The following is a 25,532-nucleotide window of genomic DNA, read 5'->3' on the forward strand; positions in this document are numbered from 1 at the left end:
ATTATTTGCTGAAATACATGCTGTTCCATCTCAGCTCATTCTGCAGATTCCGGATCGTTGTATCGCCATCAATATAAACCGCTTCAATACCCATAGCTGCTGCCCAGTCACCCATCTGCTCTGCAGTAAGGTCATAGGTAAATGCAGTGTGATGTGCGCCGCCGGCAAGGATCCATGCTTCTGCTGCTGTGGAAAGATCCGGCTTCGGTGTCCAGAATGCAGTACCTACCGGAAGTGCAGGCATCGGCTTCTCTGTTTTCTTACACTCAACCTCATTGATCAGCAGACGGAAACGGTCACCAAGGTCAACCAGGGATGTTGCGATTCCAGGACCTGTCTTAGAAGTAAATACCAGTCTTGCAGGATCTTCACGATCTCCCATGGAAAGCGGGCATACACGCATGCTGACCTTGCCATCAGCAACGGATGGGCAAACCTCCAGCATATGTGCCTCAAGGATTCCCTCTTTACCCGGTACCAGGTTATAAGTGTAGTCCTCCATAAAGGAAGTACCCCTGGCGTCCTTTTTTCCTGCTGCCATGATCTTCATCAGGCGAACCATAGCTGCTGTTTTCCAGTCACCCTCGCCACCGAAGCCATAGCCTTTTTCCATCAGTCGCTGGATCGCAAGTCCCGGAAGCTGTTTCAGGGAGCCCAGATCACCAAAGTGTGTTACGATAGCCTGATAGTTTTTCTCCTCGAGGAAGCGCTCAAAACCGATCTCGATCCCTGCCTGGACTGCTACATGCTTCTTAAATTCCTCAGGGTCACGTCCATCCAGAATCATATCGTATTTATTATAATATTCTTCTACCAGAACATCAATATCTCCCTGGCTTACATCCTGAACATATTCTGCGATCTCATTAACCGGATAAGCATCGATCTCCCATCCGAATTTCATCTGAGCCTCAACCTTATCGCCCTCTGTTACGGCTACGTTTCTCATGTTATCCGCAACACGGCATACACGGATATGGCTGCTTTCCATGATACCAACTGCAGTACGCATCCAGGATGCCAGACGCTCCTGGGCCTTTTTGTCTGCCCAGTGTCCTGCAATGACCTTACGCTCGATTCCCATTCGGGTTACCATATGGCCAAACTCACGGCCACCATGTGCGGACTGGTTCTCATTCATAAAGTCCATATCAATGGTGTCATAGGGAATCTCCACATTGAACTGTGTATGAAGGTGACACAGCGGTTTACGATACTCTTTGAGACCAAGGATCCAGGATTTTGCCGGAGAAAATGTGTGCATCCATGCGATCACGCCGGCACAATTTTCATCTGCATTGGCATCATTAAAGGTTTTACGGATCAGCTCATTTGTGATCAGCGTTGGTTTCCATACAACCTCAAACGGAAGTACGCCGGATTTATTCAGCTCCTCTACGATGATCTTGGAATGCTCGGCTACCTTGCGGAGACACTCATCTCCGTAAAGATCCTGTGAACCTGTGCAAAACCAGAATTTATAATCTCTTCCTGTTTTCATGTGAAAGATCCTCCTTAAAATAAAATTAATATCATATGCATAACATTCCTGAAAATCTGCAGCTCATTTCTGCTGCCAACATGCGTCCGATCTTCTGAAATGTTATAAGGCTCTCTGTAAGCTATATTGCTTCATTCTCTAATAAAACGATCTGATAAAACGGTTATGTATCTGTGCTCATGCCCCTGCTTTCACGCTGCTGCCCCGTATGATCAGTTCCGGACGGATCAGACGTTCTACGGTACTTTCTTCATCAGGCACACCGCCTAACTTTTCCAGGAGAAGCTTTGCCGCCATCTCTCCCAGTTTTTCCTGGGGATGGGTGATAGTGGTAATGCCCTGTCCCTGTCTTGCATATAGTGAATTATCATAGCCGGTTACCGCAACATCTTCCGGGATCTTTTTGCCCTGACGTTCCAGTTCTTCCATGACCTGGACAGCGATCTGGTCGTTGTAACATACAATTCCCTCCGGAAGGCAGTTCTGTCGGACCATGTTCCGGACCATAAGTGCCGGTTTTCTGCGCCGATCCTCTGTATGAAACCAGACCACCTTATCCGGGTCATAAGCGATTCCCTGCTCCTGCAAGGCCTTAACATACCCTTTGTGCCGTTCGATCCCCTGCCGGTCATCTGCCTTGAAAAAACCTGCGATGTCACGTCTGCCGGAATCCAGGAGATGCTTTGTAACAAGATAACCGCCACCTGCATCATCCATGAGGATATGGGGTTTTTCCTGCATCTCCGTATACAGCCCCTGGATAAAAATATATGGGATCTGATACTTGTCCAGTGTTTCGTACAGGCTTACATGTCTGCACAACAGCTCGCTTTTACTGGGTTCAATGATCAGTCCGTCAATCCCCTTACTGATCAGCTCTTCCAGGAATCTTGCCTCCTTCTGACGGCTGTTTCCTGTATTTTTCAGAATAATACTGTACCCGTTATCGGACAGTACCTCATCGATCCCCTGGATCAGCCTTGGAAAAATATAATCCGAGATATAGGTAGTCACCACTGCGATGTTTCCGGTCCCGTGGATCTGACGTAGCACATCCGCACAGAAGGTTCCTTTTCCCTGAAAGGATTCTATGTATCCATCTCCTGCCAGGATCCCCAGAGCCTTTCGCACCGTATGCCTGCTCAGCCCATAGCGGACACTGAGCTGGTTTTCAGAGGGAAGCTTCTCACCCGGACGGATCTTTCCGGAAAGAATGTCTGTTTTCATTTCTTCCATCAGTGCATAATATTTTGCTTTTCCGTTTTCTGCCATAAGCTCCTCCCTTCGTTTGTATTTTGATCTGTATTTATCCTGTTCGTTTCATCTGTAATCATTTTATAACTTGTATATACATACGAACAAGTTGTTTTTTATTATTTAACAAAAGTTCCATATAAAAAAGGCCGGAACACCCTCCCCATTCTGGTGTTCCGGCCTTTCTATGCCGCCTTGCATATTTATTTCAAAGTTTCTGCTGCCTTCCGATCATTTCCTGCCTTAGCGGTACATCTTCATATAATCCCCATGTGCCTCGATCAGCTCATCACACATTGCCTGGATGTCTTTGATGTTCAGCTCTGCACCTGTGTGCGGGTCCATCATGGCTGCCTGATAGATTTTCTGGCGGTCTTTGGTCACTGCTGCCTCAATAGCAAGGAGCTGCGGGCTGACATTGGATAAATTCATAGCTGCCAGCTGTGTAGGAAGCTTGCCCACTTTTACCGGATGTACACCGGTTCCGTCGATATAGCATGGAACCTCTACGCAGGCATCTGACGGAAGGTTATCGATGTAACCGTTGTTAAGAACATTTCCACCGATCTTGTACGGTGTGTTTGTAACAACAGCCTCCATGATGTAGGAAGCATACTCTTTACTTCTCTCATGACCAATCTTACCATCCTTGAGGATATCCTCGCGCTCTTTTTCCCAGCCCTCGATCTGTTTGATACATCTTCTCGGATATTCGTCAAGCGGAATATTGAACTCCTCGATCATCTCCGGATATTTGGATTTAATGAAGAACGGATTATACTCTGCATTGTGCTCACTGGACTCTGTACAATAGTATCCAAGATGACGGATATACTCATAACGCACCATGTCCTCATGCTTCTCACCGGAGGTATTCTTCTCCTCGGCAATTCTGCGGATCTCCGGATACAGATCATTTCCGTCTTTGTCGTGGATCTCAAGGAGCCATGCCATGTGGTTGATACCTGCGATCAGCTCTGTACGTCCCTCAATCTTGTCTTCCATTCCCATTCCCTCAAGAAGCTTCTGGGAGCAGACCTGAACGCTGTGACAGAGGCCTACGGTACGGATCTTTGTAAAACGCTGCATATAGCCGGTAAGCATTGCCATAGGGTTGGAGTAGTTCAGGAACAGAGTGTTCGGGCAGACTTCTTCCATATCCCGGGCAAACTCTTCCAGAACCGGAATGGTACGAAGTGCACGCATGATTCCGCCGATTCCCAGAGTATCTGCGATAGTCTGTTTAATGCCGTATTTCTTCGGGATCTCAAAGTCTGTAACTGTGCATGGCTCATATCCGCCTACCTGAATGGCGTTGACTACGAAATCTGCATCTCGAAGTGCATCTTTACGGTTCTCTGCACCAAGATAGGTCTTGATCACTGCACGATCCTCGTTTACGTTGTGGTTGATGGCACTTAAGATAATTCTGGAATCCTCCAGCCTCTTCTCGTCAATATCATAAAGTGCGATCTCGCTCTCGCGAAGTGCCGGTGTACACATACAGTCACCAAGTACATTTCTTGCGAAAACCGTGCTTCCTGCTCCCATAAATGTAATTTTGATCATGTTCGTTCCTCCTGCCTGTCTTTTTGGATATTTCTGTGAAAAATACCTCTGTTTTTTTATAAAAGTACTGATTTTCTGCTGTTTCTGCGGTGCAGCTCCGCTTTGTTTTTATTATGTCTTTATGATACTGCCGAAAGTATCTTTAAAATATATACTTTGATGTCAATAATTGTTGTTTTGTTGCATGAAATATAAATGCCCGTTTACTGATACAGTTCAGAAATTTCCTATAAAACATATTTCCTATAAAATTTACTTCCATTCGTTTTTATGCTTTTTTATGTTTTCGGAACATTGCAAAGTAATTTTCCATAATGCAAAAACTCTCCATCCGATACCAGGATCATATATATCCTGATTCGGACAGAGAGCTGTTATTTTTTATTGCAAAGGTCTGCCAGCAACAAAAGGTACTGCCAGTTATCAGGCCTCAGATTCCGTATAATCGCCCTTCTTCCCCTTCACTACAAGTCTTCTCTTTTCTTCCTTGTATTCTCTCGGACTTCTTCCTGTTCTTGCCTTGAATACCTTGGAAAAAGCCAGCGGATCTCCATACCCTACTCTTGCAGCTACTTCACTGACCTGAATATCTCCGTTTTTCAGAAGAGTTTTCGCCTTCTCAATGCGAAGATTCATAAGATATTCCTGCGGCGAGCATCCGAGGCTTTTTTTAAACGAACTGGTAAGATAGCTCCGGTTGACGCCAATGCGGTCTGCCAGCTCATTGATCTTCAGCCGCTTGTCAAAGTTGGCTGCAATGTAATCCACTGCATGCTCCACATAAACGGAATTTGGATATCTGTGGGATGGAAGAAGCTTGCCTTCTCTCAGACATGCATCCCGGTTATCTGTGATCAGGTCAGAAAAAAGAAGCATCAGAAGTCCGTTTCGCTTCAGCTCATTTTCAAAAACGAGCTTGTTGGTCCGTACCATTGCATCAATATACTTCGCAGCATTTTCCATGCAGTGGATCCTCCGTACCGGATTTTCCCGGCTAAAGCCACTTACATGGATCACTTCCTCTGCAGTCATTCCCTCAAATCCTATCCAGCGGTACGTCCAGGGATTGTCCATGTCTGCCTCATACCAGGCCTCCACACTGGATGGGATCAGAAATGCTTCTCCACCTGTCAGATGATACTGATGGCCATCCATCTCAAAAACTCCGCTTCCGGATTCCACGATATGAAGTACATGAGAGATCCTTTTATTTGGTCCAAATCGATGTCCCGGATCGCATTTTTCCCACCCACAATAAGTAAGACAGAGATCCACCGCACCTTTCTTTAAATTCTCCAGACATTTAAAGCTGTCCGAGCTTGTAAAACCAACTGTGTGAAGCAACTTGTCACCTCCCTGATGTCATATATTATGTTTCCGCCTGTGAGCTGCTTCGCCACCCAATAACAGGCCGCCATATCCGGCGGCCTGTTATTTTTCTGGTCAGGCGGATGTTTTTCTGCAGATAATTTTTATTCCATCATTTACAGAAATCAGTCCTCTGCTTCAATTGTATACAATACAGAATGGAAATCACCGTTTGTCTTATTGCAGTAGTCACGATCAACCGGGATTCCTGCATACATCAGCTCATTTCCGTAAGCTTTCAGGCACTTATCTTCCCATTTTACTTTGTAAAGCTGATCCTCGTCAAGACCCTTGAAGCGCAGACGCATCCAGGAAGCATTGACCTTGTTCAGTCTTTCATAGTATCCGGCAACTGCCTGCTTTTTGTCTCTGGAAACAACCATCCATGCAGTATCATTTCCTTCGAACGGGCTTAAGATACGGTAGAAATCACCCTCCACCTGGATCAGGTCACGATGTTCCTTCATGAATTCCACCTGTGCCTTTACCTCTTCGATCTCTTTGGCACTTAAAAGGTTCAGATCCAGCTCATAGCCAAAGGTTCCGAAATATGCCACATTTGCTCTTGTGGAAAGCGGTGTGGTACGGTGCAGCTGATGATTCGGTACTGCTGATACATGAGATCCCATGCTGACGATCGGATAAACAAAGGAGGTACCGTACTGGATTTTTTCTCTCTCTGCTGCATCGGTATCATCACTGGTCCATGTCTGCGGTGCAAAGTACAGCATTCCTGGATCAAATCTTGCTCCGCCGCTTGCGCAGGATTCAAAGAGAATGTCAGGGAATCTCTCTGTCAGTCTTGTATACAGCTCATATACACCAAGGATATATTTATGCATAGTCTTGCCCTGATCTGCTGCAGATGCGCCGCGGCTGAAAGGCTCGGACATGTAGCGGTTCATATCCCATTTAATGTAGGAAATGGAAGATTCCTCGATAACCTTGGAGATGGAATCATAAATAAAATCCACAACCTCAGATCTGGAAAAATCAAGAACGTGCTGATGTCTTGAGTGGGACTCAAAACGGTCCGGTGCTCCGATGAGCCAGTCCGGATGTGCTCTGTAGCAGTCGCTGTTCTTGTTTACCATCTCAAGCTCTACCCAGAGGCCAAATTTCAGGCCCATCTCCTCGATCTTGCGGGAAAGTCCGGAAATTCCGTTTGGAAGCTTATTCTTATTTACGAACCAGTCGCCAAGGCCCTGGTAATCATCGTTTCTGGTTCCGAACCATCCGTCATCCAGAACGAAAAGCTCTACCCCAACCTCTTTGGCTTTTTTTGCAATATTGAGGATTTTTTCCTCATCAAAATCAAAATAGGTTGCCTCCCAGTTATTAAGAAGGATCGGGCGTGCATGATTTCTCCATTTTCCGCGCATCAGGCGGTCACGGTACAGTCTGTGGTAAGCCTGGCTCATTCCGTTTAAGCCCTTATCGCTGTATACCATAACAACCTCCGGAGTCTGGAATTCCTCATCTCTGGAAAGCTCCCAGGAAAATCCCTGTGGATTGATTCCCATCATAACTCGTGTCATCTCGTAGGTGGAAACCTCGACCTGTGCAAGGAAGTTGCCGCTGTACACAAAGCTGAAGCCGAAAACCTCGCCTGTATCTTCTGTTGTATGAGGACGCTTCAGCGCGATAAACGGATTCTGCTCAGAGCTGGAGCCGGTTCCTGCAAGACTCTGTACAGCCTGTATACCCATCTCAAGTTTGCGTGTTTTTACATAGCGCTCACGTGCCCATGCACCGGAAAGATGGATCATCTCATAATCCATATCCGGGAACTCCACTGCTGCACTCATCACGTTCTCAAGACGGATTTTCTGATTCCCTTTCTGAACAAGGCGTGCACTTCTGGTGACCACCGGGTAATCCTCATATACGGAATATGTAAGAACAAGGTCTGTGTCCATCACAGAATCATGAAGTGTAATGTCCAGAGATGTTGCCTCTTCCTCGTTCTCTGTGTAGGTTGCCGGAAGACCGGCAAGCTTCTTCTTGCCGCCGTAAATCTCATGAGAAACATATTTGAAATCTACGATCTCGCTTCCGTTCTCCTGACGAACAGTAAGGGCAGGATTTCTGAAATCACCGGTTCCGTAAACAGGATACTCCTGTTTGGTATACTGCATGGAAAGAAGTCCCGGTTCCGGAACGCATACAGCCATCAGGGAACGCATGATCTCCTCGTGAAGATAACTGAAATCCTCTTTATCGCGGATAGCTTTTCCATAGTACAGATTCTCCATCTGGCCATTTTCCATGATACAGGTGATGTAGCTTAAATGTTTGTTATAAATGTGGAATGTCTTTGATCCCTCGTGAAATTTGATCGGCATAATTTTCTCCTTTTTTTGTTTACTGCGGATAAAAATACCGCTGACAACCTCAATAACCAAATCCTCAGTTATATACATTGTCAGCGGTCTTGTATTACCTTATGTAATATTTCTGATTACAGTTTTCCACCGCTGGTAGCAATACCTTCGATAAACTGTTTCTGGAAGATCATGTAGATCACGATCATCGGAATGCAGGCGATCAGAGATGCAGCCATCAGTTCCGGGAATTTGGATACGTACTGGCCCTGCATCTTTGCAAGTGCGGAAGAAAGTACCAGCATATCCTTATCTGTATTAACGATCATCGGCCACATCAGATCTTTGAATGCGAATACAGCTGTGAAAATTCCAAGTGCGACCATACTGGATCTTGTAAGTGGTGCCATGATGTAAAGGAAGGTCTGACCGATGTTACATCCGTCAAGTCTGGCAGCCTCCTCCAGATCCTTCGGCAGTCCCATATATCCCTGTCTCAGAAGGAAAGTACCGAATGCAGTAACAATACCTGGGAATACAAGGGCAAAGATCGTATTCAGCATACCCATCTTGCTGACCATCAGGTACTGCGGGATGATGAAGATCTGTACCGGAACCATCATCTGGAACAGTACAAGACTGAAGCAGAGATCACGGCCCTTGAAGTTCAGTCGTCCAAATGCATAGCCTGCCATAGTTGCTGTAAGAACCGCACACACTACTCGGAAGAAGATCAGAAGCAGTGTATTCTTGTACAGAAGCAGGAAGTTCATGTTATTGATAACAGAAATAAATGCGTCTTTTCTCCATATTTTCGGGAAAATGGTGAAAGGATCTACAGATGTTGCTTCCGTTACAGTTTTAAAAGCTGTCAGGATCATCCAGATAAATGGCACAAGCATCGTTATGGACACAATGATCAGTATGACATGTATTAAAATAGTGGTTAATTTCTTTTTTGTTTCCATACTATCCATGGTTAATCCCCCTTTTTAGTTGTAGAATACCCATTTCTTCTGACCGATCATCTGGAATACTGTCAGGATCATGGTGATAATAAGAAGTACTACTACGATCGTAGCGCCGTATCCCATGTTCTTATTGATAAATGCATATTTATAGAACAGGTAAACCAGTGACTGAGTCTTGGTAAGTGCCGGGTTTGACTTGTCAATAACCATATAGATCAGGTCGAATACCTGAAGGGATCCGATCACACGGGTAACAAGTACGAAGAAAATGGTTGGTGAAAGAAGCGGGACCGTGATGTTAAAGAATGCATTCACGCCTGTTGCACCGTCAATGGATGCTGCTTCATAATAATCTCTCGGGATTTCCTGAAGTCCTGACAGGAAAAGAACCATATTGTAACCGATGATAGACCATACACCGATGATCGCAACTGCAAATACTGCAATTTTCGGATTAGAAACCCAGTTTACATGAACATGGAAAACGTTATTGATAAGACCATAATCAGAGTTGAACAGCCATCTCCATACCATGGCTACCGCTGCCGGAGCTGCTACCATCGGAAGGAAGATGATGGTTCTGTAAATAGAACGGCCCTTCATCTTTCTGTTAAGAAGTACTGCAAGAACAAGTGCGATGACAATGGAAAAAGGGACCTCCACGATCGCATATTTGAATGTGTTGATCAGTGCCTGCCAGATCTCTTTATCTGCAAAAACCTTCTGGTAGTTCTGTAAACCGATAAAGATATTTCCTTTACCAAAATCTCCTGTCTTGAAAAAGCTCTGGTAAATAGTCTGGAAGATCGGAATGATGTTCAATACGATCAGTCCGATTGTTGTTGGGAGAATAAACAGCCAGCCCCAGAGGAACTCACTGCGCTCTCTCTTTGTCCGTGCCTGTGACTTGGTAGTTTTAGCCATAAGAATCACTCCTTCTATTCCTTCTATGTATGAGGCCGCTGCACCTGAGTGCGGCGGCCCCTCTCATTACTGCACTTAATTATCGGTGTTTCTTAATGCTTACTCCTCAGCCAGCTTCTCGTTCATCTGATCAGCCATCTGCTTGCAAGCCTCTTCCATTGTGATGTCGCCTGTGTATACGCCTTTAAGGATCTCGTTGTCCTCGTTCTCCCATGTTACAGTAGATTTGGAGTATGGACGGATCTCCATGTCATCCATCATGTTCAGATAAGCCTGAAGGTTGAAGTCTGCGGATTTAGCCCATGCATCAGATGTATCTTTGTATGCACTCATTGTAACACCAAGCTCAGCCTGTTTCTCCTGAGCCTCTTTGGATCCGAGGTACTCGATCAGCTGCCAAGCTTCGTCTGTGTGCTCACCGGAAGCAGATGCTGCCCATCCAAGTCCGTTATATGAGGAAGCTCTTCTGCCTGTCTCAGCGTTTTTAGGAAGCTCTACACAATCACAGTTAGCTGCTGTGTACTCGTTCTCTTTAAATGCTGCAAGCATCCAGGAGCCCTGGCATGTCATAGCGATCTTGCCAGCCTCGAAAAGTACGTCCTCGTTGTTCTCGGACATTGTCTCAAGAGACGGGATCACGCCATCCTTGATCCATCCTTCCAGTGTCTGCATAGCTGCGATCGTCTTCTCATCATCCCAGCCGGATTTTGTCTTGTCATCGCTGATGATGTATCCGCCGTTATCATAGATCAGGTTGTAGTATCCGGCCTGGTTGTTATCATTTCTCATTCCGAGACCGTACTGGGAACCATCATCCTTAGTAAGCTTCTTAGCTGCCTCTGTAACATCATCCCATGTCCAGTCAGCTGTCGGATAATCAAGTCCTGCCTCGTCAAATAATGTCTTGTTGTACCAGAGAGCGATTGTATCTATATCCTTCGGTACTGCATAATATTTATCATCGTATGTATACAGTCCCCAGATATCCTCCGGATAGTTCTCCGGATCGATCAGATCGCTGTCTTTGATCTTATCGGTCAGATCAAGAAGCATATCGTTGGACATGTATCTCTGACTCTCGTTGGAGTGCATCCAGAATACGTCCGGAAGGGAACCACCCTGTGCACCGGCCTCGAGCATTGTCCAGTACTCATCCCATTTAACAACGGAGATCTCTGTCTTGATTCCTGTCTTCTCTGTGAAGTCTGCGAGAATTTCTTTGATTCCCGGCTCCTGGTTGGTGTCCCAGATGGATACGGAAAGTGTAACATCGTCGCCCTTGGCATATACCGGAACTGCTGTCATTACCATGGCACCTGCTAACAATAATGCTGCTACTCTTTTGAAATTCATAACTTCTTCCTCCTTTTAAATCTTTCTTATTTTCCCTCTTTCTTTTGGTCAGTTTTTATATTTTTTCACGTCCCTGACCGTTGATATTATTATAATTGCACATGGAAAAATGATAAATGGATTATTGTCATTTCAATATGGAAAAATGTTACTTTTTATTCATTTTATCCATTTTTTGTTCACACTTTGTTAATTATCCGTCATTTTTCCAGTTTCTTTTACGTTTTTTTTATATACCCTCACAATTTTTACTATTTTTGAGTATGTTTTGGCGCTCATTTATCCCCTTGTAGCAAAACCAACATTTTTACATATGTATTTTTGTATGTTTTTACTAACTCAAAACATGTATAAATGTCATTTGCCGAATAATCTGTTTTTCCGTTCCTAACACAATTCCATGCACGCTATCATTTCCACATGTGCACGCAAAATTCCATATTTTTTTATACAGTCCTATAAACCGTTCTGTATCCTGCGTTTTTCCTGCCGAAAAATTTCCCGGCTGTACTGTTTTTCTCACCGTCAGATGTGTATTGACGATCCGTATTCGCTGCGAAGCATATTGCTGTTCATTCTGTGACCGGCAATACGCTTCGTGATGCACAAGATACTTATCTGCGTTCCCTCTCTTTACACACAGTCAAAAACTGTGCTAAGATTAGCTGGATCGGACTTTACACCTATAGTCTGTTTTTCATTTCTATATTTCTATATAAGGAGGTTATTAACAGTTAAATATAAATTATAAAATCATATAAGTACATGTTTGGTTTTATAAGATATTAGAGTAGAATATTATTGAAAGGAGTTGATGCTTTGAGTAAATATTATTCTATACATGAATTTTCAAAAATTATAGGCGTATCCGCCCAGACATTACGAAATTGGGATGCCAATGGAAAACTTCATCCGCATCATACTACAGTAAGCGGCTATAGATATTATTCTGACGAGCAACTCAACCAGGTAATAAATGTAAAGCCTAAAAATCGCATTACAATTGGATATTGTCGCGTTTCCAGCCATAAACAGAAAGATGATCTGGAACGACAGATTGATAATACTGAAAAATCCGAACAGCAGGAACTTGTTGAAGATCTGGTTCAGATGATCGCAGTATTCAGTTGCAAATTACAAGGAAAACGAGCGAATAAAGCTAAGAAACTTATCCGGGAACTGATACAGGAGGAAGTAGATGGTAAAAGCCATAAAAGTAATGTTGATACCAAACAATGTACAGAAAACTAAGATGTTTCAGTACGCAGGTGCTTCAAGATTTGCTTATAACTGGGCTTTGGCAAGGGAAATAGAAAACTATGAAAAAGGCGGAAAATTCATTTCAGATGCAGAACTCAGAAAAGAATTTACAAAGCTTAGACATTCTGATGGATACGCATGGTTATTGAGTATTTCAAATAATGTAACCAAACAGGGGATCAAAGATGCCTGCACTGCTTATAAGAACTTTTTCAAAGGTTTGCAGAAATTCCCAAGGTTCAAGTCAAAAAAGAGAGCAATGCCGAAGTTCTATCAGGATAATATTAAGATACAATTCAGCAATACTCATGTTAAGTTTGAAGGATTTTCTTCGAGCAGGAAAAGAAATAAACAAAAACTAAATTGGGTAAGACTTGCAGAGCATGGTCGTATTCCTACAGATGCTAAATATATGAATCCGCGAATATCCTTTGACGGATTGAACTGGTGGATCAGCGTATGTGTGGAATTTCCTGATTGCATAGAAAAACTTAATGATGATGGGATTGGTATAGATCTAGGGATCAAAGATCTGGCTATCTGCTCTGATGGAGCTAAGTATAAGAACATCAATAAAAGTCAGAAAGTAAAGAAACTGGAAAAACAGAAACGCAGATTACAGCGTAGTATCTCTCGCTCTTACGAGAAAAATAAGAAAGGAGAAAGTTACTGCAAAACAAATAATGTAATCAAAAAGGAAAAACTTTTATTAAAACGAAATCACAGATTAACAAATATCCGTAAGAACTATTTGAATCAGACTACATCTGAAATTGTAAGTCGAAAACCAAGATTTATTTGTATTGAAGATTTGAATGTTAGTGGAATGATGAAAAATAGACATTTATCAAAAGCAGTTCAGAATCAGGGGTTTTTTGAGTTTAAAAAGCAGCTTGAACACAAGTGCAGCGATAAAGGGATCCAGCTTATTGTGGCTGATCGGTTTTATCCATCATCAAAGCTTTGCAGTTGCTGTGGAAACATTAAAAAAGACTTGAAATTATCTGACAGAATTTATAAATGTGATTGTGGAAATGTCATTGATAGAGATTTTCAGGCATCTATAAATCTCAAGGCTTATGGAGAAAGAGTTGCAAGCTAACACTAAAACGTTAGTGCAAATATGTACGGGTACGTTAATCCGGAATTTACGCCTATGGAGAGTACAAGAACTTGTGAGTAGATAGATATTTATATCATCAAAAGCATACTCGTTGAAGTAGGAATGAAACATAGAAGTTTATAACTTTTTATAAGTTTTCAGTAACGGTATTTCGTTATGAATCTTTTAAATGAAGATAATGTCGTCCATGTATTTCTCAACAAGCTGGGTGACATCGTGATCGCCAATCTTCTTTTTATTCTCTGCTGCATCCCCGTGATCACCATTGGGCCATCACTAACTGCCCTTTATCACTGCATGATGCGTACAGTAAAAGGGAATAACAACGGCACAACGAAAACATTTTTCAGAGCTTTTAAGGAAAACTTCAAACAGTCACTGATCATATGGCTGCTGATCCTTGCTGCCGGAACCATGCTCATCCTGAATATCCGCTTTCTGCTCCATGCAGAAGGAAGCGCTGCACATATGCTGTTTTATCTTTCTGTGGGGGTTCTGACTTTGCTGATAATTTTTACTTTATACATATTCCCGGTAATCGCAACCTTTGCTAATACACTGGGGGCACTTTGCAGAAATGCATTTCTGCTGGCATTTATGCATTTCCCCACAACGATCGCCATTGCGGTGATCACGATCTTTCCATTGTATATGACATATCTCGATGCAAAGCTACAGCCACTTTACGCATGCTGCTGGTTTTTCTTTGGATTTGGACTTGTAGCTTTTATAAATTCGATGCTGTTGTATCGATTTTTTAAGAAGCTGCTTCCTCCGGAGGAGGATATTTCGCTTTTGTGATGAAAAGCTTGGGAAAATTGTTATTTATTTAGATATAGTATTTTTAGATATAGTATTTTCGCTTTTCAAAGCGGAGGAAATCTGCGAGGGGGAAAGCACTCAGAGTTGCGAAGCCCGTTTTTCCCCCTCGCGCTCCCCCTTTCCGGGCACGCAATTGTTGTGCGTTGTCCTACACTCTCCTCAAAACAACCAGCCCATCATTCTCACCAAGAACCACATTCCGGCCACCATTCAGTACATCACCCTCAGTCTCTCCAAGGCTAACACACCTCCACTGCCCCTCAGGCAAAGTCACACTTCTGACAACCTCCCCCTGCTTCCAAACAGGCGCCACCAAAAGCGCATCACCAACCATAAACTGATCCATCACCCTCTCCATACCCTGTCCAGGGAAAACAAACTCCATAGAACGGGCAATCGGCTCACCAGTAACTTTCGCACACTCTACAGCCTTGAAAATCTCCGGCAGACATTTCTCTCTGAGCGCCAGCGCAGCCTTAACCTTCTGAAAATCCGCCTCAGGCAGCACCCTCCACGGAGAAGCCGAAAACTGCATCACCGGCATCAAAGCCGCGATCTGTGCATACCGCACAAACATCTCCGGCGTACACGCATTCTCATTCCCATTCAAAAAGCAGGTATACTCACCCCCGCCAATCATATCCGGACTGCCAAAAGGATGCCCAGTAAGCCCCTGGAGCAACGTATCCGGGATCAATCCCGCAATACCACTCTCATCCCACTTCGTCTGCTTATCACAAAGTCTCTGCATCAGAGAATAACCCCCGGCCCGGAAACACACTCTCAGCTCATTAAACGCAAACTGCTCTCCAAACTCAGCCCAAAGCCTGGACAACTCATCCGTAGAAACATCACGGAACAGCTTATCACCCGCATGATAATAACAAGGATCACCCGCGTCCAGTTTAAAGCCATCCACACCCATATCCGTCAGAACATCCAGCTGATCCTTCAGCCACTTCATCGCATCCGGATTCGTCAGATCCAAAGCTGCAGAATACCCATTCCACCACTCCAGGATACGAGGTTTTCCCTCCGGAGTTTCAATCAGAAAATGCTTATCCCTAGCCTCCCGGAACTCCAACGTATCCGGAGTAATAAACGGACAGATCCACAGCATCACAGAAAATCCCATCTCATGCAATTCTTTGAGCATCGCCTTCGCATCCTTGAAATTATCCCCCCTGAACTGCCACCTTCCATAATAAGGAGACCAGCCATCATCGATCATCAGAACACCGGATGGAAAACCATTTTCCAGAATACCTTTTGCATATTTCAGGATATTCTTCTGGGTCTGATAATAGGTAAGTTCGATCCAGGAATTGTATACCGGTACTTTGAAAAACCTGTCTGAAAGTTTGATCTCATGAAATGGAAAATGCGCTTTCATGGCTGCCAGGTATGCACCTCGCAGATCATTGAAGCCATCTTTCAGAATGATAGGTTCCGGACCTTCCGCCAGGATCTCACCATTTCTGAAAGAAATGTGAAAACCTGCATCGCTCCAGATGTAGCGGCCTTTCGAGGAAAGGAATAAAGGCATGATCTGATTGTGGGTTGGGTTTTCGCGGAAATCCCAGTCCACAATGTCGTCTGCACCTACGGGCTGGCGGTAGCCTTCATAGACTGCACCACCGTACCAGAATTCGTTTTTTAATATAGTTGTTTTCATGTTGAGGCTCCTCCTTTTATATGTAAATCTATTTTTTTAATGTTGAGGTTATTTTTGGGGGTATTAGTGTAAATTTATCCGCTTTTCAAAGCGGAGGAAATCTGCGAGGGAGAAAACACTCAGAGTTGCGAAGCCCGCTTTTCCCCCTCGCACTCCCCCTTTCCGGGCACGCTATATTGTCGTACGCTGTGGAAATGTGTTAATGTATTGGCACGGCGATGTATTCTACGGTATTGATAATGCTACGCTACACCGATGTATTCATCCTGCTCCGCTGTGTTCCTCTATATTCCTATGTATTGATATCTCATCCCGGCGCCACTGCATTGCCACAACAACTCACCTCCAAGTCGACAGCGAAACGCCTCGACCCATTCTTCCCCGGCAGACCACAGGGAAACTCTGCCTTTCGTCCCAGTCATCCAGCGTAGCGCTGATGACTCATCCAACTCCCGGGAAAACACCACCATTCCCACTCTGAACCAAATCCCCTCTCCGCCAGCCACATTTTCTCCATCCCCTTCCCTCCTCACCTGTAATCCCTCCCGCCATCGCCACTCTATCCCTTCCGCCCTGAAATACCAGCCCGTGAGGTGTGTGCTGCCTGTCGGCGGACTCTGCAGGAGGGGTGCTGATTCTTAGCCGGTGGAAATCTGCGTTGCTTCAAAAATTCTCGCTGTCTGAGCGGCTTCAGACGCGAGTTCGAGAATTTTTAAAGCGCTTTTAGCAGATTTTCAGCGGCTTAGAAGTCAGCCCCCGACGAAGCCCCGCCGACAGGCAGCACACACCTCACGGGCGTCCGTATATCCATATCCATCCTTGCCCTTCCCACACCCAATATTGTATAATCACCTCATACAACATTCCATCCCATTTTGTGACCCAAAATTGCGTTTTTGTTGAATAACCCAAAAACAGGAGGCCACCCAAATGAAAAACGATTCCAAAGAAACCCAAACCCAGCACACCCTCTCCGTCTACTTCTGCGGCCAGGAAGACTGCGGTCCGAACCACTCCTTCGGCCCGGCCATGCGCCCACACTACCTTCTCCACGTGATCTTCCACGGCAAAGGCATCTACCAGTGCAGCGGCCACACCTACCATCTGAAATCAGGCGACGCCTTTCTCATCCGCCCCATGGACTCCATCTACTACCGCGCCGACACCTCCGACCCCTGGAGCTACGCCTGGGCAGGCTTTGACGGCTCCGCCTGCAAAGAAATCCTGAAACAAACCGTATTTTCCGACACCCCAATCTTCACCCCGGAAACACCCTCCCGGCAAAACAGCCTCCTCACCCACATGCAAAGCCTACTTGACACCTTTTCCGAAAACAACGGAAACGACCTTGCCTCCACAGGAAACCTCCTCCTGATACTATCCGACATGCAAAAAAAGCCCTCCGAAAGCAGGACCGACATCTCAAACCTGTACTTTCAGAAAGCCACCGAATACATCAGAAACAACTATGCCTACCCCATCCAGATCTCAGACGTGGCACACTACGTAGGAATCGACCGTTCCTATCTTTACCGAATCTTCATGGAACATGAAAACACCTCCCCAAAACAATATCTCCTGAAACACCGCCTCCAGATGGCAACCCAGCTTCTCTGCTCCTCCTCCTGCACCATCACAGAAGCAGCTCTCTCCTGCGGTTTCCGGGACGCTCCCTCCTTCTGCAACTACTTCCGCCAGGGAACCGGCTACACCCCAAAGGAATTCCGCAAAGCCTACAGCGGAACCATCTACACCTGACCAGACACCCGCACTCCGTCCTTTACCAGCTGGTCGGAAGATGATAGCTCCTAATCGCAGTTATAACAGCAGACCGAAACAATTCCATAACAGCAAAAAAAGACGGAAACCATCCCGCAGACTCTGCAAATGATCTCCGTCTTTTATTTTCCGGAAAAGAAATGCTTGATAAACACATACAAAACAATAATAAAAGCAAACACATAACCAAAGGCGCCCAACGCCGGAATCCCCCACAGCTTTGGTTTCATATCCGTAGTACAGATAATGCTGGAACTGATCAGAAGTGCCATCACCCACAGCCCCATCACAATATTCCGCACCAGCCGCCGCAAAAGCCACGCCAGATCATCCGAGGCATGAAGATCCAGATTGATCTTTGTCTGCCCTTTCATACAGCCCTGAAGAAAATCTGCTGCCAGAGAAGGAATATCCACTGCACGTTTCAGGGACCAGGCAAGATTTTTTCCTTCTTTTTTTATCTCACGCTTCCAGTTCCCGTTGCTGAACAACTGCTCCTTGAGCCTTGCTGCAGCAATCTGTGTCATATTGATGTCCGGACATATCTCAGCCAGAACCCCCTCCACATGAGTCAGTCCTCTCGCAAGCATGGTCAGTCCGTGAGGCATCATGATCTTATTTTCTTTCATGACCTCCATCAGGTCCACCATTACCTCTGCCACATCAATATTTCCCATATCCGCAGTACCATATTTCTCCATAAGTCCGCGGATATCCTCATAAAGCTTGCTGGAATCCGGTTTGCCTTTAAACTCCCCAAGAGCCAGGACTGCATCCTGGATCTTGCCGATGTTGTTCATGGCAACCCCTTCAATAGCTTCTGCGATCAGCTGACGATCGTGCTCTGTAAGCCGTCCCATCATTCCCATATCGATCCAGACAATCTTTCCATCCTGGATCCGCACGTTTCCCGGATGTGGATCCGCATGGAAAAAGCCATCCTCCATCACCTGTTTGATGAAATTATCCACATATTTCGTTCCGACCTCATTAAGATCATAACCATTGGCCAGAAGCGCAGCCTTGTCATTGACAGCAAAACCGTCAATATATTCCATCACAAGAATATGCGGCGAAATATACTCACGGTAGAGAATCGGTACTTTAACGAAAGCCACATCTTTGTTCTTTTTTGCAAATTCCGCCATATTTGCAGCTTCCGTCAGGAAATTCATCTCCTCCTGAGTCACAGTCCACAGTTCACTTAAAACCATGTTCAGATCCACCATGCCCTTAATGCTCACCGGCGGCATCAGGCGCACTGCTTTATGCATCAGGCCGATATCCCTGGCCATGGTCTCATAGATTCCTTTTCGCTGAACCTTGATCACAACCTCTTCACCTGTTTTCAGCGTGGCCCGATGCACCTGGGCAATCGATGCTGCTCCCAGAGGTTTCTGCTCAATATACTGAAATTCTGCCTGCCACGGACAGCCCATGGACTCTTCCAGTACCTCGATCACCTGGGAAAAAGGCATCGGCGGTACCTCTGAGCAGAGCTTCATCAGCTCGTCACAGTAGCGTTTCGGCAGAATATCGGAACGAAGAGACATGATCTGACCCAACTTAATATAAGTTGGGCCCAGATCTTCCAGTATGAGCCGGAGCTTCTCAGGAGAAACACCACGGGTAATGGCATGCTTTTTCAAAACGGCTGTAATCTCTCTCAGCCGCTCTCCATATCCGCCTTTCTCTTTTTTCTCCTTTTCTTCTCTGCCCATAAATTTCTCCATTTACTGCTTCGTCTGCGTTGTCGTTTAGTCAAGCGGATATTTGCGATCCGCAGTCGGTTACTCTGCTGCCTGTTCTTCGCTCCCGGTATCTTCTGCATTTTTTGTTTCCGCAGAAGCTTCCTGTACAGCTTCCTCTGCCGGTTCTTCTGCTGTCTCGGCTTTCTCCTCAGCAGCCTCGGCCTGCATGCGCTCGATCTGCGCCTTCACAGCAGCCAGCTGCTCCGGTGTCAGCCTGGAAATCGTTGCCTTCAGTTCTTCCTGATCATTCTTTCTGGCTGCAGATTCCTTTACAGAATCAGCAGCTGTCTTAACTGTTGATTTGATGTTATGCTTCAGCTCCTGATTAAGAACCTTACCCTGTTCAACCGTAAGCTCACCCTTTTTTACCAGTTCATCCAGGATTTCTTTGGATTTCTCTGCTGTCACTGCTGCTGTACCAATACCCACCAGTAAAATTTTCTTCAGTCCTTCACCTAATTCCATAATATTTTCTCCTTTCCTGAAACCGGCAGCTGCCGGACCATCACACCACAGTCCGACACCAGACCCTATCCTGAAACAAAAGTTTTCTGTTCCTGTCATATTCCCAGAAAAGCAAGTCCCTTGGGAACAAAAATGATCAGTCCGACGATCGCTGCCATGATCGCTGCGATCAGTACTGCTCCGGCCGCTGTGTCCTTGGCGATCTTTGCCAATGGGTGACGTTCCTCTGTGACCAGGTCCACAACAGCTTCCACTGCCGTATTCACCAGCTCAAGCGCCATCACCATTCCGAACAGCCCTAGGCAGATGCACCACTCTGTCACGGAAATCCCAAGGATCAGTCCTGCGATCACCACAAGCGCTGCCACCATACAGTGGATCTTCATATTTCTTTCCTTGCGGATGCAGGTAAAAATCCCCTGAAACGCATATCCGAAGCTTTTATACAGCGGATCCTTCTTTCTGCCTGCCATGTTCCTCACCTGATTTCCTGTTTGAATTATTCCCTCCAACGGGAAGTATGGGATTATTATAACAAGTTTGTAGTAATATTTCCAGTATTCCGGAAAATTTATGAATATTTAAGGAGTATATGTGGTTATTCACAGACAACTGTTCAAGCAGATAAAAACATCCGCATTCAGTTAAACCACACATACTCCTGATCCTGTTGCATATTCTGTAAAATTTTCGGATATCCTGAATTATTTTTCCGGATATATATACAGATGTCACATATTATTCCACATTTTTCAGTGCTTCATCCATGGGCACATGACGGATCCTCCGGAATTCCAGCACTGCTACCACTGCATAGGCTGCGATTCCGATCGCTGTCATTTTCACATAGATCATGGGATCCACCCACATGGTGATCCATCCCGAAATACTGGAAAGCATCATCTCGCGGAACAGCACTTCCATGATCTGCCGTTCAACCGGAAGGCTTAACAGCAGGCAGAACACCACCACAAGTGATGTGGAAAGTATATACAAACGGCTGATCTCACCATTTGTATAGCCCAGGATCTTGGTCATGGAAATCGACTGGGCATTTTTTTCGATGATGACCTTGGAAAGCAGATAGATCACCACCAGGAAAATGATCACGGAAAATCCATACATCATTCCCATCATATCTCCCATAGAGACATCCAGCTGCCTGGATATTTTTGTAAGAGCTTCCAGATCAATAACAGAGCCGATATATTTTGAAGGGATATCCCGGATCTCTGTATCAGAGAAATATCCTCCAAAATAATCATCTCCAAGATCAAACGCCTCATTCAGTTTATCTCTTTCCATAAATACACAGAGGCTTGCTGCATAATCATAGATTCCATCTACTTTAAAGGAATACTCATCCTTCTCGTATTTTTCCTTCAAAGTTATGGTATCGCCCTCCTTGATCCGGAATTTATCTGCATAAGCACTGGAAATATAAACACCCTCTCCCGAAAGATCTGCACGGATATACTTGCTATCCGGCTCCACACCATAGAGAGTGATCTCCTCACTTTTATATTTACCAGGCATGGTATTCAGGGAATATGCAGAAAATTTTTCCGCATCCTTATTATCCGTTCTGGTATCCATATAATATTCCATAAGAGAACTCATGGCATCCGCTTTATTTCCTGAATAGGCACTTGCCGGAACCGAAAGCATGTACTGATATTTCGCCAGCATATTCTCCTGGATCTCAAGCTGATAATGATCCAACGTAGACGGAAGAAGCATTCCGAAAAACAGCAGCAGATTTGCGAAAACAACTCCCACAAACAGCACCAGATAACTGCTGACATTCTGAAAGATCACCCGGAGGCGAAACCTGGAAAAAATTCCTATCTTCGGACTTAAATACACTGCACGTTTCTGTTTTTTACCGGAAAAATTCCTTCGCAGAAGCTTCAGAGGAGAAAGCTGCAGGCGGTACCTAAGCACCGCATGATCGATCAGTATCATAATGATGACCGGAACTACGGTTGTCAGAAGAAAGGCATCTGCATTCCATACGGTCACATAAGTCGGCAGACTATAGCTCCCGTAATACATGTCTGCACATACACCCTTAAATACGGTATATCCAAGAATATTTCCGATCAGGGCACCGGCCAGCGTGACCAGAACCGGAAGCGTCATATAATGAAGGATCAGCTCCCGTCTGGTATAACCGGATGCACGTAACGTACCGATAACACCGGCTTCCTTTCGGATCGTATTGCTGATGGTAATTCCAAACACAAAAGCCATGATCACGATCACAATATAAAGAAGCGTGATGACCATTGCCCTGTCTCCGCCCATATCATCACCGGTGAAAATGATCGCCTGGTTAAGATAACGTGGGACAAAGGTTTCCAGAGCTACCACTTTGCCAATGTCTTCCATGAGATTTTCGGAAACCTTCTTCTCCTCTTTTTCGTTCTTTGGCTGATGATCATATATCCATGCATAATTGTACCGGAGCTTTTCCTGATCCAGGTTTTCAAATTCCTCCGGAGTTACGATCGCCACACCAAACTTTACAGAATCAAACATGGAATCATTATTATTCTGAAACAGGGCACTGTAATCCGAAAGTGCCACCAGGCCTGTGATCTTCCAGGATTTTTCACCTCTGATCAGGGTATCTCCTACCTTAAGACTGTTGTTATCCGCATACATACGGTCAATGGCGATCTCGCCCTGCCCTGACGGCATTTCTCCCTTCATCAGGCAGACCTTATTCACCTTCTCACGGTTTTTAAAAAAACGCATGGTGCTTCCGTTATCCAGATCTTCTTCTATATAGTAGTTCTCATAAAGCTTAACACCGGCAGCTTCAATATCCTTCCACTGAGAACTGTAAATCTTTTCCGCAGTACGAAAATTTCCGTTTTCGATGTTATATTTATCAAAGCTCTCATTATAAGCCTTCAGCATGCTTCCATCGGCTACCAGAAAGCCGGACACAAACCCGATGGTCAATACCATCAGCAGGAAAACCACCAGATATTTTCCAAATTCCCCCTTCAGTTCCCTGGGGATACGTTTACGTAAAGGATTCTTCATAATGCCCCCTTACCATTCCAGGTCAGCAGCCGGAATCTTCTGCTCATTCTGATAGTTTCTGCGGATCATCCCGTCACGAAGCTTTACCACACGGTCTGCCATATCCTTGATGGCATCGTTATGAGTAACTATGACTATAGTATTTCCGTATTTGTGATTGACTGTTTCGATCAGCTTCAGGATTTCCTTGGAGGTGTTGTAGTCCAGAGCGCCGGTAGGCTCATCACAAAGCAGGATATCCGGATTTTTTACAATGGCACGTCCAATAGCAGTTCTCTGCTGCTGACCTCCCGAAAGCTGGTTCGGAAGCTTCCGCTGATGTTCATAAAGTCCCAGTGTCTCCAGCAGTTCATCCACATCCAGCGGTCTGTCACTTAAATAAGCACCAACTTCAATATTCTCCCTCACAGTCAGATTGGGAATCAGATTATACATCTGAAAAATATATCCCAGATGTTTTCTGCGGTAGAGGGAAAGCTTCTTTTCATTCATATCCTCCAGCTGTTCTCCCTGAATGGTAATGCTTCCTGCATCTGCTCCGTCAATGCCGCCAATAATGTTTAGCAGCGTGGATTTCCCGGAACCGGACGGCCCCAGAAGCACACAAAATTCTCCCTTTTCAATCTCAAGATCGATCCCCTTCAGAACATCTACATGGCTCTCTCCTGCCCCGAAGGATTTTTTGATTCCTTTTATCTCCAGAAACATAAACCGCTCCTTCCATTCCTATACAGTTCTTCTTTATATATGAATACACATATATGTTAGTCTGAACTTACTCTTTTGTCAAGAAGCAGACTTATTTTCGTATTTTTTCCATATATCTATATGCGCTGTACCGGTCCGGCTCTTGCCAAAATCCAGTAAAACGTATATAATGTGGGAGTATCTGTATATTTTTAACCAAATAATCTTATTTTTAAAGGAGTGAATATTGAAAGTGGACCCCAGCGACACTTACCAGATAATCATATTACTTATTCTGCTGGCATTGTCAGCCTTTTTCTCATCTAACGAAACCGCGCTGATGTCGGTAAACAAGATCCGTCTCCGCTCTCTTGCAGACGAGGGAAACAAGCGTGCAGCCATGGCTCTCGATATCCTGGAGAACCAGACGCCCAAGCTTCTCAGTGCGATTCTCATCGGAAACAACATTGTGAACATTTCAGCTTCTTCCCTTGCAACCACACTTGCATACAGCTTTGGCGGCTATATGGTCAGCATCGTGACGGTGATCCTGACGGTTCTGATCCTGATCTTCGGTGAGATCACCCCCAAGAACTACGCAACCATTAACTCTGAAAAGATCACCCTCCGCTATATCCCGGTCTTTAAATTTCTTATGACCATCATGACACCGGTGATCTTCATCATCAATCTCTTTTCAAGAGGTGTGATGCGCCTGATGCGTGTGGATCCGGATGCAGCCAGCAAGGCCATGACCGAGGAGGAGCTTCGTACTATCGTGGACGTCAGCCATGAGGACGGTGTCATTGAATCCGACGAAAAAGAAATGATCTACAATGTGTTTGATCTTGGAGATGCCACAGCCAAGGATATCATGGTTCCAAGAGTACATGTTACCTTTGCGGATGTGGAATCCACCTATGATGAGCTGATCGATATTTTCCGCGAGGATAAGTTCACACGTCTGCCGGTTTATAAGGACAGCCAGAACAACATTGTGGGAATCATCAACATGAAGGATCTTCTTCTTTACGACAAAAATGAGGAATTTGTTATCGATCATTTCCTCCGAAAGCCACATTTCACTTACGAAACAAAAAGCATTTCCGATCTTCTTGTGGAAATGAAGGACTCCACCTTCAACATTGCCATTGTACTGGATGAATACGGTGATATGGCCGGACTGATCACACTGGAGGATATCCTGGAGGAGATCGTGGGTGAGATCCATGATGAATACGATGAGAAGGAGGACGAGCTTGTCCAGAAGATTTCCGACCGGGAATATATCATCGAAGGTTCCATGCATCTGGATGACGTAAATGATCATCTGGATACGGAACTGGATTCCGAGGATTATGATTCCCTGGGTGGATTTATCATCGAACATCTGGATCGTCTGCCTGTTGCCGGTGACGAAGTGATCACAGAGGACGGAATCCGTCTGATCGTAGAAAAGCTGGATAAAAACCGTATCGAGAAAGTGCATGTCTACCTTCCGGAAAAAGATCCTGAAACACTGGATAATACCGAATCCTGAGTAAGCAGGCTCCAGCTCCGTAACAATAAACAGCTGATGTACTGAAAAAATATTTAATACTTAATATCATCCATATCGGAACTGTTATCGTAATCCCCGGCTCACCCGTTGA

The 25,532-nt window shown here is 45.0% G+C and carries 19 protein-coding genes; 5 read left to right on the forward strand and 14 right to left on the reverse strand.

Annotated features, from left to right (window positions below; translation table 11 throughout):
* Position 1: 1 nt before the first annotated feature.
* The 8 genes from araA to NQ489_RS15010 all read right to left on the reverse strand — a co-directional run bounded on the left by araA (position 2) and on the right by NQ489_RS15010 (position 11,264).
* A complete protein-coding gene (gene araA / locus NQ489_RS14975) occupies positions 2-1,501 on the reverse strand; it encodes an L-arabinose isomerase (RefSeq protein ID WP_021650437.1) in 1,500 nt (499 codons plus the stop codon).
* 177 nt (positions 1,502-1,678) lie between these two features.
* Entirely contained in the window at positions 1,679-2,773 is a 1,095-nt protein-coding gene (locus NQ489_RS14980) for a GntR family transcriptional regulator (RefSeq protein ID WP_021650438.1), read from the reverse strand.
* Positions 2,774-2,998: 225 nt separating this feature from the next.
* A complete protein-coding gene (locus NQ489_RS14985; protein ID WP_021650439.1) occupies positions 2,999-4,324 on the reverse strand; it encodes an alpha-glucosidase/alpha-galactosidase in 1,326 nt (441 codons plus the stop codon).
* Between the two features lie 423 nt (positions 4,325-4,747).
* Complete coding sequence (locus NQ489_RS14990; protein ID WP_021650442.1) at positions 4,748-5,668, reverse strand: AraC family transcriptional regulator; 921 nt, start codon at positions 5,666-5,668, stop codon at positions 4,748-4,750.
* 149 nt (positions 5,669-5,817) lie between these two features.
* Positions 5,818-8,037 (reverse strand): alpha-galactosidase, encoded by a 2,220-nt coding sequence (locus tag NQ489_RS14995; protein ID WP_044960737.1) that lies wholly within the window; start codon positions 8,035-8,037, stop codon positions 5,818-5,820.
* A 116-nt stretch (positions 8,038-8,153) separates the two neighbouring features.
* Positions 8,154-8,993, reverse strand: a complete 840-nt coding sequence (locus NQ489_RS15000) for a carbohydrate ABC transporter permease (RefSeq protein ID WP_021650444.1) — start codon at positions 8,991-8,993, stop codon at positions 8,154-8,156.
* A 15-nt stretch (positions 8,994-9,008) separates the two neighbouring features.
* On the reverse strand, positions 9,009-9,911 hold the full coding sequence (locus NQ489_RS15005) for a carbohydrate ABC transporter permease (protein WP_021650445.1): 903 nt from the start codon (positions 9,909-9,911) through the stop codon (positions 9,009-9,011).
* A 99-nt stretch (positions 9,912-10,010) separates the two neighbouring features.
* Positions 10,011-11,264: an ABC transporter substrate-binding protein gene (locus tag NQ489_RS15010; protein ID WP_021650446.1), complete on the reverse strand. Its 1,254-nt coding sequence runs from the start codon at positions 11,262-11,264 to the stop codon at positions 10,011-10,013.
* Between the two features lie 819 nt (positions 11,265-12,083).
* Between NQ489_RS15010 and NQ489_RS15015 the strand changes: the two genes are divergently transcribed.
* The 3 genes from NQ489_RS15015 to NQ489_RS15025 all read left to right on the forward strand — a co-directional run bounded on the left by NQ489_RS15015 (position 12,084) and on the right by NQ489_RS15025 (position 14,448).
* Positions 12,084-12,515 (forward strand): MerR family transcriptional regulator, encoded by a 432-nt coding sequence (locus NQ489_RS15015; protein WP_110103295.1) that lies wholly within the window; start codon positions 12,084-12,086, stop codon positions 12,513-12,515.
* On the forward strand, positions 12,463-13,626 hold the full coding sequence (locus tag NQ489_RS15020; RefSeq protein ID WP_173768967.1) for an RNA-guided endonuclease InsQ/TnpB family protein: 1,164 nt from the start codon (positions 12,463-12,465) through the stop codon (positions 13,624-13,626). Before NQ489_RS15015 ends, NQ489_RS15020 begins: the two co-directional genes overlap by 53 nt.
* Before the next feature lie 177 nt (positions 13,627-13,803).
* Positions 13,804-14,448, forward strand: a complete 645-nt coding sequence (locus tag NQ489_RS15025; RefSeq protein WP_015526055.1) for a YesL family protein — start codon at positions 13,804-13,806, stop codon at positions 14,446-14,448.
* Positions 14,449-14,617: 169 nt separating this feature from the next.
* Here NQ489_RS15025 and NQ489_RS15030 read toward each other — a convergent pair whose 3' ends face one another.
* The gene (locus NQ489_RS15030) at positions 14,618-16,144 is read right to left on the reverse strand and encodes a glycoside hydrolase family 31 protein (protein WP_015526056.1); all 1,527 of its coding nucleotides are present in this window, start codon (positions 16,142-16,144) and stop codon (positions 14,618-14,620) included.
* Positions 16,145-17,074: 930 nt separating this feature from the next.
* On the opposite strand from NQ489_RS15030, the gene NQ489_RS15035 reads away from it, so the two are divergent.
* Entirely contained in the window at positions 17,075-17,902 is an 828-nt protein-coding gene (locus NQ489_RS15035; RefSeq protein ID WP_227945546.1) for an AraC family transcriptional regulator, read from the forward strand.
* A 143-nt stretch (positions 17,903-18,045) separates the two neighbouring features.
* Here NQ489_RS15035 and NQ489_RS15040 read toward each other — a convergent pair whose 3' ends face one another.
* From NQ489_RS15040 to NQ489_RS15060, 5 genes are all read right to left on the reverse strand, one after another.
* The gene (locus tag NQ489_RS15040; protein WP_044962114.1) at positions 18,046-19,644 is read right to left on the reverse strand and encodes an ABC1 kinase family protein; all 1,599 of its coding nucleotides are present in this window, start codon (positions 19,642-19,644) and stop codon (positions 18,046-18,048) included.
* Positions 19,645-19,713: 69 nt separating this feature from the next.
* A complete protein-coding gene (locus tag NQ489_RS15045) occupies positions 19,714-20,139 on the reverse strand; it encodes a hypothetical protein (protein ID WP_180214118.1) in 426 nt (141 codons plus the stop codon).
* Positions 20,140-20,234: 95 nt separating this feature from the next.
* Positions 20,235-20,612, reverse strand: a complete 378-nt coding sequence (locus NQ489_RS15050) for a diacylglycerol kinase family protein (RefSeq protein ID WP_021652500.1) — start codon at positions 20,610-20,612, stop codon at positions 20,235-20,237.
* A gap of 265 nt (positions 20,613-20,877) precedes the next feature.
* The gene (locus NQ489_RS15055) at positions 20,878-23,193 is read right to left on the reverse strand and encodes an ABC transporter permease (RefSeq protein WP_021652501.1); all 2,316 of its coding nucleotides are present in this window, start codon (positions 23,191-23,193) and stop codon (positions 20,878-20,880) included.
* Between the two features lie 9 nt (positions 23,194-23,202).
* Complete coding sequence (locus NQ489_RS15060; protein WP_021652502.1) at positions 23,203-23,901, reverse strand: ABC transporter ATP-binding protein; 699 nt, start codon at positions 23,899-23,901, stop codon at positions 23,203-23,205.
* A gap of 232 nt (positions 23,902-24,133) precedes the next feature.
* Here NQ489_RS15060 and NQ489_RS15065 point away from each other — a divergent pair, with 232 nt between their 5' ends.
* On the forward strand, positions 24,134-25,420 hold the full coding sequence (locus NQ489_RS15065) for an HlyC/CorC family transporter (protein WP_021652503.1): 1,287 nt from the start codon (positions 24,134-24,136) through the stop codon (positions 25,418-25,420).
* Positions 25,421-25,532 lie beyond the last annotated feature (112 nt).

This window comes from Blautia sp. KLE_1732_HM_1032, assembly GCF_025147905.1.
GTDB classification, from domain to species: Bacteria; Bacillota; Clostridia; order Lachnospirales; family Lachnospiraceae; genus Blautia_A; species Blautia_A fusiformis.